This window comes from Prevotella communis, from assembly GCF_022024175.1.
Lineage (GTDB): Bacteria > Bacteroidota > Bacteroidia > Bacteroidales > Bacteroidaceae > Prevotella > Prevotella communis.
Genome location: NZ_CP091794.1, coordinates 1,071,127 through 1,084,591, shown reverse-complemented (window position 1 = coordinate 1,084,591; position 13,465 = coordinate 1,071,127). Strand labels below are relative to the sequence as shown.

8 protein-coding genes, 1 tRNA gene and 2 pseudogenes are annotated in these 13,465 nt (G+C 53.4%); 9 read left to right on the top strand and 2 right to left on the bottom strand.

The window, feature by feature from the left end; all coding sequences use genetic code 11:
- Positions 1-6 precede the first annotated feature (6 nt).
- Positions 7-1,281, bottom strand: a complete 1,275-nt coding sequence (locus L6466_RS04245; RefSeq protein ID WP_371836492.1) for an MFS transporter — start codon at positions 1,279-1,281, stop codon at positions 7-9.
- A 20-nt stretch (positions 1,282-1,301) separates the two neighbouring features.
- Positions 1,302-4,964, bottom strand: a complete 3,663-nt coding sequence (locus tag L6466_RS04240; protein ID WP_237801978.1) for a DUF4922 domain-containing protein — start codon at positions 4,962-4,964, stop codon at positions 1,302-1,304.
- Positions 4,965-5,114: 150 nt separating this feature from the next.
- On the opposite strand from L6466_RS04240, the gene rlmN reads away from it, so the two are divergent.
- The 9 genes and pseudogenes from rlmN to L6466_RS04195 all read left to right on the top strand — a co-directional run bounded on the left by rlmN (position 5,115) and on the right by L6466_RS04195 (position 13,446).
- Positions 5,115-6,212, top strand: coding sequence for a dual-specificity RNA methyltransferase RlmN (gene rlmN / locus L6466_RS04235; protein WP_237801979.1), 1,098 nt, complete (start codon positions 5,115-5,117; stop codon positions 6,210-6,212).
- A 5-nt stretch (positions 6,213-6,217) separates the two neighbouring features.
- Entirely contained in the window at positions 6,218-7,300 is a 1,083-nt protein-coding gene (gene pdxA / locus L6466_RS04230; protein ID WP_237801980.1) for a 4-hydroxythreonine-4-phosphate dehydrogenase PdxA, read from the top strand.
- Between the two features lie 58 nt (positions 7,301-7,358).
- Positions 7,359-8,561, top strand: a pseudogene (locus L6466_RS04225) (sigma-54 interaction domain-containing protein); the annotation flags it as partial.
- Positions 8,562-9,047, top strand: coding sequence for an LptE family protein (gene lptE, locus L6466_RS04220; RefSeq protein WP_308418235.1), 486 nt, complete (start codon positions 8,562-8,564; stop codon positions 9,045-9,047).
- 46 nt (positions 9,048-9,093) lie between these two features.
- Positions 9,094-9,879, top strand: a complete 786-nt coding sequence (locus L6466_RS04215; protein ID WP_237801981.1) for a DUF8458 domain-containing protein — start codon at positions 9,094-9,096, stop codon at positions 9,877-9,879.
- A gap of 15 nt (positions 9,880-9,894) precedes the next feature.
- Positions 9,895-10,263 (top strand): preprotein translocase subunit SecG, encoded by a 369-nt coding sequence (gene secG / locus L6466_RS04210; protein WP_091819096.1) that lies wholly within the window; start codon positions 9,895-9,897, stop codon positions 10,261-10,263.
- A gap of 78 nt (positions 10,264-10,341) precedes the next feature.
- Positions 10,342-10,418, top strand: a tRNA-His gene (locus L6466_RS04205).
- Positions 10,419-10,574: 156 nt separating this feature from the next.
- Positions 10,575-10,814, top strand: a pseudogene (locus tag L6466_RS04200) (aldo/keto reductase); the annotation flags it as partial.
- 136 nt (positions 10,815-10,950) lie between these two features.
- Positions 10,951-13,446, top strand: a complete 2,496-nt coding sequence (locus L6466_RS04195) for an NPCBM/NEW2 domain-containing protein (protein WP_237801982.1) — start codon at positions 10,951-10,953, stop codon at positions 13,444-13,446.
- Positions 13,447-13,465: the final 19 nt, after the last annotated feature.

Below are 13,465 nucleotides of genomic sequence, written 5' to 3'. Positions count from 1 at the left end.
CACGCCTTATTTCTTTTTACCGAACTCGGGGTCGATCTTCACGAACCAGGCCACCAGGAAGGTGACGCCACACAGCGCCATGACAATCAGGAAGAAGGTCTGATAGCCCACCGCATCCTTCAGGAAACCGGAGAACATGGCCGGTACCTGCAGGCCCAGGTACGAGAGACCCGTGCAGATAGCGTAGAACGAGGTCTTGAACGGACCCATGCTGAAATAGAGCATATAGAGGGTGAGCGCCGTGAAGCCAAGGCCATAGCCAAACTGTTCGATGAAGATGCACGAGCTGACCAGCACCATGTTATCGGGCATGGCATAACTCATATAGACATAGACCACATCGGGCAGGGTGATGGCACATACCATAGGCCACAGCCAGCGCTTCAGTCCGTCGCGACTGGCCAGCCAGCCACCGACGATACCGCCCAGCAACAGGCCGATGAGTCCCACGGTGCCATAGCTGATACCATACTCGGCCAGCGACAGTCCCAGTCCGCCATCCTCCTGCGAACGTGTCAGGAAGGTCTTGCTCATGGCATTGAGCAACGCCTCGGGGAAACGGTAGAACATGATGAACACCACCGCGCAAAGCAGTTCGCGCCAGGGCATACGGGTGAAGAACACCTTGAACATATCCAGCAGGCCACTGGCCACTTCCTTGGCCGTAACGTGGTTGCGCACATCGGCATCCGACTTGGGCATCAGGTAGCAATGCCACAGCCAGAAGGCGATAAACAGGGCTGCCACGCCATAGAACACCAGGCTCCAGGTAAAGGCGTTCCGGTCTGGATAGAGGGTCTGCAGGTAGCCCGCCAGGGGTACCAGCGCGCCATTGCCGAAGATGACGGCCAGACGGTAGAACGTGTTACGGATACCTACGAACCACGCCTGCTGGTGTTCATCGAGCTCCAGCATGTAATAGCCATCAGCGGCGATATCGTGCGTGGCACTCGAGAAAGCCATCAGGAAGAAGCAGAACATGGTGCCCTGGAACCAGAAGTCCGTGTTGAGCGTGAAGGCGATACCTGCCAGGGACGAGCCCAACAGCAACTGCATGGCCAGTACCCACCAGCGCTTCGTCTTACACAAGTCGACAAACGGGCTCCAGAAGGGCTTGATAATCCACGGCAGGCCCAGCCAACCCGTATACAGACCTATCTCGGCATCGGTCAGTCCCATCTGCATGTAAAGCACCACAGCGACAGATGTCACAATCACATTTGGCAGTCCTTCTGCCATATAGAGCGTAGGTATCCACGCCCAGGGATTACGTTTATTCATCATATTAGTATTTATTGTTTTTAGTATTCCTGCTTTATTTCTGCACCTCTATAATAATATAAGAGGATATCATCGTAATCATAACCTTTCTCACCCATCACGGCGGCACCAATCTGACAGAGACCTACACCGTGTCCCCATCCACGACCTTTGAGGATGAATTTAAGGTTTGAGGTTTGAGAATTGGGGTTTGAGGTTTGTACTTTCTTCACTTTGAAGGCACTGCTGTAAAGATGCGTCTCACTGAGTGCACGGCGGATCTCGAGTTCCTTACCGATGATGAAGGAACGCTTGCTGCCCACAATCTGCAGGCGCCAGATACGTCCGCTCTCACCACGGTCCAGCGGCACCAGGTCCAGGATATCACCCAGGTCGAGCTTCGTCTTGCGGTTCACCAGTTCGGTGAGTTCCTCCTGCGTATATTCCACACGCCACTCATAGAAGTCGGGCGTCTCCTGGTCATAGTCGTTGAGCACCTGCGAGAGGATACGCTTGTCGGAGGTATGACAGAAGGGGTCGCTCACCGACACCAGGTAAGGTTTCTTGATATTCTCCCAGCAATACTGGAACTCCTCCGTCTGACCACCGCAGCATTTCGAGAAGCGGGCATCACAGAGTTCGTTGTCATAGACCAGCACCTGTCCGCGGGTAGCCTTGATAGCCTCGGCCACAGCAGGCGACGAGGCACGGGTGATACCCTGATAGCGCTGACAGTGGTCGTCGGCACAGACATCAAACAGGGTATGGTCCTCACGGTCGTACCAGCGAAGCAGTTCGTCCTCCTTCTTCACAAACGAGAAGAAATTATTATCCTTGCGCTCGCCACTCTCGGCACGTTTCTTGATCTGATAAAGCAACCACGAACGGGAGATGACGGCATGCGCCTTCAACAGTTCGGGCGAAGAGGTGGCACTCATCTCACTGGAAATCACACTCTCCAGGTACTGCTCCACAGGCAGTTCATTGATAGCCAGCACCTTATCAGCCTCGACCACCAGGCGGAGCGTGCCACGGAACGTCTGTTTCTCCTGTCGTTCCCAGTGGAACCCTACACCGATGGTGACATCATGGAGCGTGAACGACACCTCGTCGCCCTGAGGCTGGAAGCGCAGCTCACGATAGTTCTGGCCACGCCAGAGCAGACCGCCCTCAGCCAGTTCCACGGTCTGGAGCCCCGTGATGGTCTCACCCTTTGCGGCATAGTCGCCATTCAGGCAGAACACAATCTTCTGTCCGCTGACGATACCCACGGAGACCTGTGGCTCCTCACCCATCTTCGACAGACGCTTCACATTGACCACATCCTTCTTCAGGCGCTCCTTCAGTGCCTCCATCTCCTCCTCAGAGAGGGCGCACTCCTTCAGGATAGCCTCAGCCATATCGGGCGTGATACGGTCGAAGTCCTCACGGCGCGGCGTGATGAGGTAGCCCGACATATCCAGGGCACCGGGACTCACCAGCAACTGTTCGTCGCCAGTCTTATAATAACAGTCGGGACGGTGTTTCTTTCTGGGGAACACCACCGAGATAAACTCATCATCCACATGCCATGCCACAACATTCATCATGGGCTCCGTCTGTTCGGGCAACTTAGGCAGGGCGTGATAGAGCGTGGCAAACATACGTTCACTGCTGCGGCGGCTGCGTGCACGAATCACCAGTGCGGCACAGGGATAATCCTCGACCACACTGAGCGTGGCGTCATCACCGCGGCGGGCCACTTCCGTGAGGTTGCGCGACAGGCGCTGCCACTCTTTCTGCAAGGGAAGGATACCCGAGGTACCTGCCTGCAGATGGGCATGGTCGGGTGCCGAGGCACCACAGAGCGGTCCGTTATAGAAGACCATCAGTTCGGGATAATGACCCAGCAACTGTATCATCTCGCCATACATGCCACGGATCTGCTGGGGCTGATGCCTGCGGGCAGGAATGGTGAAATGCATGGGGAGGATGGGATATGGGTTGACCAGCAGTTCATAGTCCACATCCTGTATTTTCGTCAACTGCTGTGCGGGACGGTTCTTCCTGCACAGGAAACAAGGACGGGCTGCAACGGCCTCCTTGGTGATGGTGGCACCTGTAGAACAGATACGTGCGGGGTTGAACTGCACCTCAAACGTAGAGGTACCCACGTTCAACTCGCGTGTCTCCACATGACTCAGTTCCCGATAGCGGTTGCGCGTCTCAGGCCACAGCGTCAGCTGACGGTCGAAATAGCGATCCAAAGGTGAGAGCTGGGAGTTGAGAGATGAGAGTTGAGAGTTCTTAGTCTGGCGTGCCTTGATCTCAAGGGTGCGCAGACGGTCCTTGTACAGGTTGTTGGCATTGACCTTGTCCACAGAGAGGGCGGCATCACTATTGCCTCCCCAACGGCGACAGAGGTAGAGCTCGTCGTAGATACGTCCGATGCGGTAGTTGCGCGAGAACCAGAGGCCCATGGCGTAGTCCTCACCATAACTGGTATTGGGCAACTGCACCTGGCGCAACAGGGGCGTGAAGAAAGCACGCGGTGCTCCCAGACCATTGATACGCAGGGCGTTATTGGGTCCGTTCTCATCCGTCCACTCCTTATGGGCGATGAGTCCCGGCGGCAGGGTGTTCAGGTCGAAGTCGCACATCCTGTAAGAGCCCACAATCATCGCCGCCTTCTGCTTATAGAAAGCATCCACGATGGTCTGCAGCGTCTTGGGCGAAGAATAGAGGTCGTCACTGTCCAACTGCACCGCAAAGCGTCCGCAATGGGTATCATTGACCGCCATGTTCCAACAGCCGCCAATGCCCAGGTCCGTGCGCTCAGGAGTGATTACGTGGAGTTTGTCGCTGTGGCACAGCGACATACCCGACAGAATCTCTCCCGTGCCGTCCGTGGAGTGATTATCCACCACGATGACATTATACTTGAACTTCGTCTCCTGTTCCAGCGCACTCTTCACTGCATCGGCGATGGTCTTGGCGCGGTTAAAGACAGGGATGATGACTGATGCCTCCACCTCGAAGGGCTGCTCGTCGAAATCCACGGTCTGCAGACTGGTGGTATCTACCAAGGCATCAATCGCCTCCAGATGACGGGTAGCCACCTGTTCCATCTCTATCTGCACCTCACGGTTGGCAGGATTCACGTAGTCAAACTGCTTTTCGCCGGAAGCACGTGTATCGCGCTCCACCTCGGTATAGAGCAACTCGTTCAGGTGCAGTATCTGTCCCTGACGACTCAGGTAGAGACGCAGGTCGTAGAGTCCGCCATACTGATATTTCGCCGTGGCCTCATGAGCCCACTGGCGCAGCATGTCGCCACGTACCAGCCACAGTGAACCGAAATCGAAGTCATCGCGTACAGAGCCCAACTGGTAGTCGATGGCAGGGTGTTTCTCCGTCTTCCACTCACCATCCGCCTCCTTCTTCTCGTAATGGTCGGCATAGACCATCATGGCACCACTGTCAGAGGCCACCTGCGCCATACGTTCCAAGGCGCCCTGACCCAGTTGCAGCGAAGCATCCTTCACCACCAGGGCCACATAGGGTGATGCCGACTGGGAGGCTATCTCACTAAGTGATTCGCTGGAGCGCATGCCGTCAACAAACCACACATTCTGTACCAACGTGCTTGTTAGTAGTTCTGTCTTTAGTTGTTCTGCCTGTCGCTCATCCGTACAAGGCAGGAATATATCTATGTGTTCTTTCATTCCGTAAATAGAAAAATTTCTGCAAAGATAATAAAAACCCTGCATTTCGCAAAAACTTGTGCTTATTATTTTATGAATCGCGCCTATACAATAATAAAAAAGATTAAACACTTTGCTAATTCAACATTTTTTCGTACTTTTGCACCTTACATGGAAAAATCGGCCAACGATAGTAATACAAGCAAAAAGAGACTGCTGGGTCTGACGACTGCGGAACTGAAACAGGTGGCGCAGCAGTTGGGCATGCCTGCCTTCACCGGCGGACAGATAGCCAAGTGGCTCTACGAGAAAGGTGTGATGAGCATCGACGAGATGACGAATCTCTCGAAGCAGAACCGTGAACGTCTGAGCAACGAGTATTGCGTAGGCGCTATGCCGCCTATCGACTGCCAGCGCAGCGTGGATGGTACCATCAAATACCTGTTCCCGGTCGTGACGACCGGAAACTCCGGAGATTCCGGAATTTCCGGACATTCCGGCTTATTCGTCGAGACGGTTTTCATTCCCGACGGCGACCGTGCCACGCTCTGCGTGTCCAGTCAGGTGGGCTGTAAGATGAACTGCCTGTTCTGCCAGACGGGTAAGCAGGGCTTTGAGGGCAACCTCTCTACAGCGGATATCCTGAACCAGATCTATACCCTACCCGAGCGCGGCCAGCTGACCAATGTGGTATTCATGGGTCAGGGTGAGCCGATGGACAACCTGGACAACGTGCTGAAGACGACGGAGATCCTGACAGCGGCCGACGGGTATGCCTGGAGTCCCAAGCGTATCACGGTGAGCAGCGTGGGCGTGAAGAACAAACTGAAGCGCTTCCTCGACGAGAGCCAGTGTCACGTGGCCATCTCCATGCACTCGCCCCTGCACGAGCAGCGCCTGTCGCTGATGCCAGCAGAGAAAGCCATGAACATCAGTGAGGTGGTGGAACTGCTGAAGCAGTATGACTTCACCCACCAGCGCCGCTGTTCGTTTGAGTATATCTGTTTCAGTGGTCTCAACGACACCCTGGAACATGGTCGCGAGATTGTCCGTCTGGTCAAGGGACTGGAATGCCGTGTCAACCTGATCCGCTTCCACCAGATTCCCAATGTTGACCTGCCTGGTGCCGACCTCAGCAGGATGGAGCAGTTGCGCGACTACCTCACCGCCAACGGTGTATTCACCACCATTCGTGCCAGTCGCGGACAGGACATCTTTGCAGCCTGCGGTCTACTGAGCACAGAGAAGAAGAAAAATCAAAAACAATAAATATTATGGAAGAGAGAAAAATTCGCGTAGCCATTACGCACGGCGATATCAACGGCGTGGGCTATGAAGTCATATTGAAGACCTTTGCCGACCCCACAATGCTGGAGCTCTGCACGCCCATCGTCTATGGCTCGCCCAAGATTGCGGCTTTTCATGGCAAGACACTGAGCATCGACACGCCCTTTACCGTGATCAGGAATGCCAGGGATGCACAGGACGGCAAACTGAATATGCTCGCTGTTGTTGACGACGAGACGAAGATTGAGATGGGTACTTCTACGCCTGAGTCGGGTGAGGCTGCCAAGGTGGCTATCGACAAGGCGTTGGAAGACTACAAGGCCGGCTTGTTTGACGTGCTGGTCACTGCACCTGTCAGCAAGAACAGCATCAAGGGCTTCAATGGTCACACCAACTATATTGAGCATGCCCTCAATGATGGCAAGAGGGGTCTCACCATCCTGACCAATGACGACCTGCGCGTGGCGCTGGTAACCAACAACGTGGCTATCAAAGACATCGCGGAGTCTATCACCAAACAGAAGATCGTGGAGAAAGCCACCATCTTCTATCAGGCACTGCGTCGCGACCTGCGTGTCAGCAGTCCCCGTATCGCTGTCCTGGCGCTGAATCCCCGTTGCGGTGAGGATGGCGTGCTGGGCGATGAGGAGCAGACCGTGATCACCCCTGCCATCAACGAACTGGCTGAGAAGGGTATCCAGGTATTCGGTCCCTATGCTGCCGACGACTTCTTTGGCCGTAGCGCCTACTATCGTTTCGACGGTGTGCTGGCCATGTATCACGACCAGGGTCAGACGCCCTTCAAGGCTGTGGCCTATGAGAACGGCGTACGCTTCACCACTGGTCTGGACCTGATCCGTACGGCTCCTGCCCATGGTGTCAACTATGCCGCAGCAGGCAAGAACATCACCGACGAGCAGTCACTTCGCAACGCCATCTACGTGGCTATCGACGTATGGCGCAACCGTCAGAACTACGACAAGCCCTACGAGAATCCACTGCCCAAGCTCTACCACGAGCGTCGCGACGAGAGCGAGAAGGTACGCTTCCACAAGAAGCCCGAGGAATAATTTTTTCTGCCATTTTTGCAGCCGTTTCAAAAAAAATATGTAATTTTGTCAGCCAATTATGAACAACGCCGAGTTACAACGCATCAAACAGAGGTACAACATCGTGGGCAACTGCGAGGCTTTGAACCATATTCTGGACGTCGCCCTTCAGGTAGCGCCCACCGACCTGAGCGTGCTCATCGTTGGCGAAAGCGGTGTTGGTAAGGAGATTATCCCACGCGTGATTCACGACAACTCACCACGTAAGCGTGAGAAATATTTCGCCATCAACTGCGGTTCTATCCCCGAGGGCACCATCGACTCCGAACTCTTTGGTCATGTAAAGGGTTCCTATACGGGTGCCATCAACGACTCACCAGGTTATTTCGGTGTGGCCAACAAGGGCACGCTGTTTCTTGATGAGGTGGGCGAACTGCCGCTGGCTACGCAGGCCCGTCTGCTTCGTGTGCTCGAGACAGGCGAGTATATCCCCGTGGGTGGTACGGAGATCCGTAAGACCGACGTACGCATCGTGGCGGCAACGAATGTCAACATCCGACAGGCCATCAGCGAAGGCCGTTTCCGTGAGGACCTCTATTACCGCCTGAACAGTATCCCCATCCAGATGCCTGCCCTGCGCGAGCGCGGTGAGGATATCGTACTGCTGTTCCGTCTCTTCGCCATGCAGATGGCAGAGAAATACCATATGGAGCGCGTCACCCTGACCGACGAGGCCAAACAGATGTTGATGCGCTATAAATGGCCGGGCAACGTACGTCAGCTGAAGAATATCACCGAACAGATTTCCGTGCTCAGTCAGGAGCGTATCATCACGCCCCAGATTCTCTCCCGTTTCATCCCACAGGACCAGGAGACGACGCAGCTGGCTGTTATCAAGAACAACAGCGACCACTCGTTTGAGAATGAGCGCGAGATTCTCTATAAGATCCTTTTCGAACTGCGCGGCAATGTGAACGACATGCGTCGCGAGATGAGTCAGTTGAAGAAGCAGATGGAAGACGTGAAGACGTCTCCCTCGCCTGCTATAACCCCCATTCAGCCCATTCAGCCCATTAACCCCATCTCCCCCATCCTCGAAGACGCCGAGGCCGAGGAATACATCGAGCCTACGCCTGAGCAGGAGAACCTGAACCTCAATGACCTGAGTCGTCAGATGCTGGAGAAGGCATTGGAGCGCAACAACGGCAACCGAAAGAAGGCGGCACAGGAACTTGGTATCAGCGACCGTACGCTCTATCGCCGACTGAAGCAATACGGACTGATGCTGGTGTTCTTCATCTCAACACTCTTCATGTCGTCATGCTACACCTTCAACGGTGCCAGCATCGACTACAACAAGACGAAGACCATCCAGATTGCCGACTTCCCCCTGCGTACCAGTTATGTGTGGGGACCTATGGCCAGCATTTTCAACAACCAGTTGAAGGATCAGTATGCCAACCACACCAAGCTCATTCAGGTGAAGCGTAATGGCGACCTGCAGATATCGGGCGAGATTGTACGCTACGAACAGCGCAACAAGTCGGTATCTTCAGAAGGCTATTCAGCACAGACGGAGCTGTCGATGACTGTCAACGTGCGTTTCACCAACAACGCCAAGCACGACGAGGACTTTGAGCGCCAGTTTACGGCCACCTCTACCTACGAGACCACACAGTCGCTCAATGCCGTGCAGGAAGAGCTGGTCACACAGATGGTCAAGGAAATCACCGACCAGATATTCAATGCCACAGTGGCCAACTGGTGATTTTAAGGGTAAAGTGAAGAGTGAAAAATTTGCTACCGCAAGAAATATGGATATAGTAGAACTCATAGAACACCCAGAGAGAATGGACCGCGACACGCTTTACGAGTTGCGCTCTATGCTGGCACTATACCCATACTTCCAGACGGCACGTCTGCTCATGCTGCAGAACCTGTACCTGCTCCACGATCCCTCGTTCGACCAGGAACTGCGCCGTGCAGCTATCTATATCACCGACCGAAAGGTACTCTTCCAGATGATTGAGGCAGCCCACTATATGGTGAAGGCCGTACCGTCATCTGAAGCCCAGCACCCCGCATCAGGCGCCCAGCGCCAGACACCTGAGGAGCGCGACAGTCGTACTATCTCCCTGATTGACGACTTCCTCGATTCCCTGCCTAAGGAGGAAGAGGAGGAGACCTCCCAGAAGAAAGGCAAGCGCAAGCCTACACCAGCCGATGCCGCAGTCGATTATGTGGCCTATCTCCTTGAGAGTGAAAGCGATGAGGATCGCGAGAAGGCTGCCGAGGTACCCCAACTGATAGGTCACAGCCTCATCGATTCCTTCATAAATAATGACAAGGGAAAGATAGTGCTCAAAGAGACCCCTACCCTCAAGCCAGAACTCGACGATACAACGCCAGATACGCAAAATGGTGTGCAACAGGGGTATTTTACGGAAACTTTTGCCAGAATTTACATCAAACAGGGCAATTATTCCAAAGCTTTAGAAATTATTCAGCAATTAAGTTTGGATAATCCGAAAAAAAATGTTTACTTTGCAGACCAAATACGCTTCTTGCAGAAATTAATAATAAATAATAACAAAAAATAATTAACAACAATGGGAATTTATTTTCTTTTAATCATCCTCATCGTGATTGCCGCCATCCTCATGGTAGGCATCGTGTTGATTCAGGAATCTAAGGGTGGTGGTTTGGCTTCAAACTTCGCCTCTTACAACCAGATTGGTGGTGTACGTAAGACCACCGACTTCATCGAGAAGGCTACTTGGACACTCGCAGGCTTCATGGTAGTTGTCAGCGTAGCATGTGCATACGTAGCTCCTAAGGCTCAGAGCACCAACCTGATTGATCAGGTAGAGGTAAACACTGCAACCAGCCCAGTTAATGCTAACGGCTTGGAAGCCAGCCCCGTTGAAGAGGCTCCTGCAGCAGCTCCAGAGGCAACAGAAGCACCTGCCGGTAAAGAAAATTAAAAAAAGTACGCAATTTATTTGGTCAATTCAAATAAATTGCGTACCTTTGCACTCGCTTTCAAGGAAGCAACCAACATGGTGCCCGTAGTTCAGTTGGTTAGAGCGTCAGATTGTGGTTCTGAATGTCGACGGTTCGAGTCCGTCCGGGCACCCCAAGAAAAAAGTCCTGTAATCCGAGAGATTGCAGGACTTTTACATTTCCAGTGCATGAGATTCTATGTCATAGGTCTTACCAATATACAAGTTACCATGTTCCTTGAAGCAGTACCTTCTCTAGAGTAAGCATATGCGCTTACGTTCTTTGCTAACAAGGATCAAAGTACAATAAGACAGCAGCTCAGGTAGCCCTCCGTTGGCTCACCCAGCGTGGCATCGTAGCTATTCCCAAGTCGAGTCATCAAGAGCGCATGGCACAGAATATCGACATTTTTGACTTCTCGCTGAGTGACGATGATATGGCACAGATTGCCAAGATGAATCAGCACGACGCAGGAACCAGAGATTTCGGAGACCCGCAGTTTGTAAAGTATTTGATTGAGAATTACGGGTAATATCCCAAATATTCACAAATCCCAAGGCAAAATCAATCTGCTTTGGGATTTTATTTGTATATTTGCGGGCAGAAAACTACGATTACACCGCTTGGTGGTTTTGGCTGTTAACAAACACTTTAATTTAATCAAAAAAATGAAACAACTAACACTAACTATCATTTCCGCGCTGCTCTCATTAGGCATGGCGCAGGCACAGAACACAGAAGAGATGGCAACCTTCCGCACCTGGGCTATGACACCGCCGATGGGCTGGAACTCGTGGGACTGCTACTACTCTTCGGTGACAGAGAAAGAGGTGCTGCAGAACGCGCAGTACTTAGTTGATAACGACCTGGTGAAATATGGCTGGGAATATGTGGTGGTGGACATCCGTTGGTATTGTAACCATCCGTCCTTGGGCGGCGGCAACTACAACCAGCGGGGCGATCAGAATTATGTGCTCGACGAGTACGGACGCTACCTGCCGTCGCCTTCGCGCTTCCCGTCGTGTATGGTGGATGGAAAGAACGAAGGCTTCAAGGCTCTGGCTCAGAAGATTCATGACATGGGTCTGAAGTTCGGCATCCATATCATGCGTGGTGTGCCTAAGAGTGTGATGGGCAGCACATACAAACTGAAAGGTAGCGAATCTACGCCTTGGAGTCAGGTGTATAACGGCACCACCTCGCCCTGTACATGGCTGAAGGACAACCTGCTGGTGAAGAACAATGAGGCCGGACAGACCTATTATAACAGTATCATGGACCTCTATGCCGAGTGGAGCGTGGATTTCCTGAAGATCGATGACCTCTCGCGTCCGTTCTATACCGATGAGATTCACATGATCCGCAAGGCCATCGACCAGACAAACCGTCCCATCGTGCTGTCGCTCTCGCCTGGCAAGACGCAGTACCAGTATGCAGGAGAGTGTCTGGAGAATGCCAATATGTGGCGCATGATGGATGACTTGTGGGACAACTGGAGTGACGTGGATGCCGTTTTCAACGAAGCCCATGCCTGGGAAACAGTAACCCGTCCGGGCAACTATGCCGACTGCGACATGCTGCCTCTGGGACAGATTGCTATGACCATCGGTGATGCAGGCTATACCGCAGCCGACAATGGCCGTTGGACCAATCTCTCGCAGAACGAGCAACTGACGATGATGACCCTTTGGGGCATCTGTCACTCACCCTTGTTCTTCGGTGGCGAAATGACCAAGAACGATGCCTTCACCCTCTCGCTCCTGAACAATGAGGAGTACCACCAGATGCACAAATACGGTGAAGATGCTCATCAGGTGATGAATGATGAGGATAACGGTCGCGTGGCTTGGACCTCGCACATCGGTGACACCCGCTATCTGGCCCTCTTTCAGCGCGATAACACTCGCTGGGTGATGGGCAACAAGGCTCTCTACAAGAGCGAGGTGGTGGCCTATACCACCGACGGCCATGCGGTGGATGTAGATATTGAATGGCCCGAGGGCGAGAAGACGCTCGTGCTGGTGGTTGACGACGGTGGAGACAACTACAACTACGACCATGGCGACTGGATCAACCCCACGCTCGTATTGCGCGATGGTACGGAGGTTCCCCTCACCGGCACCTACAAGACCCGCCAATACACCAAGTCCTACTTCAACCGCGTGTATGAGAACAAGAACGTGGACAACGGCGGCAAGATGAAAGTGATGGGCGTCACCTACGACTGCGGCTTCTCCACCGATGCCAATGCCGCTATCTTCTTCACGATACCTGAAGACATGGACGTGGTGCGCTTCAAGGCTATGGCCGCTGCCGATGACTCAGGTATTGGTCAGCAGGGAGCCACGACGAGCATCCGCTTCATGGTGTTCGCCCAGAACCCGCTCACCGACGAACAGGACGATGCCGCTGCCCGCTCAGGTCTCATCAGTCGCACAGGCACGAAGAGTAAGACCTTGGAAACCGACATCACAGGAGCTGAGCAACTGAAGATTGTGGTGAGCAACTGGGGCGACGGTTTTGCCTACGACCGTGCCGACCTCATCAACCCCGTGCTCATCGATGCTGAGGGTAACGAGACCTCGCTGACCACGCTGAGACAGACTTCTTACCAGTCGGAGTGGGGGAGTCTGCATGCAAACAAGAACGTGGAGGGCGGCACACTCAAAGTCGATGGTCAGTCATATGATACGGGCCTCGGCATGAACGCCCAGTGTACCCTCATTTACGACCTGCCATCAGGACACTCATGGAAGACCTTCCGCGCCCTCTGCGGTTACGATTCCAGCTGCGATACCGACAACAGCTCAGCATCCGGCACCACGATGGAGTTCATCTTCTATGTCACCAAGAAAGAGACTTACGACTTCGACCTCACGCAGCTTGGTTACGGTGCCACCGAGTCCGTTCCCGTCCACGACATCTGGGCAGACGAAGACCTAGACACCGCCACGGGTTCCTTCAGCACCACCGTGCCTAGCCACGGCGTAAAACTGTTCCGTCTGGGTAACAAGGCTACAACGGGCATCAACAACCCGACCACCCCAGCAGTTCAATCTTCAATCTTCAACCTTCAACCTTCAATCTACAACCTACAAGGACAAAGGGTTAGTGCTGACTGGAAGGGAATACAGATACAAAACGGAAAGAAACGGGTAAAATAATGAATACGATTATGAATAA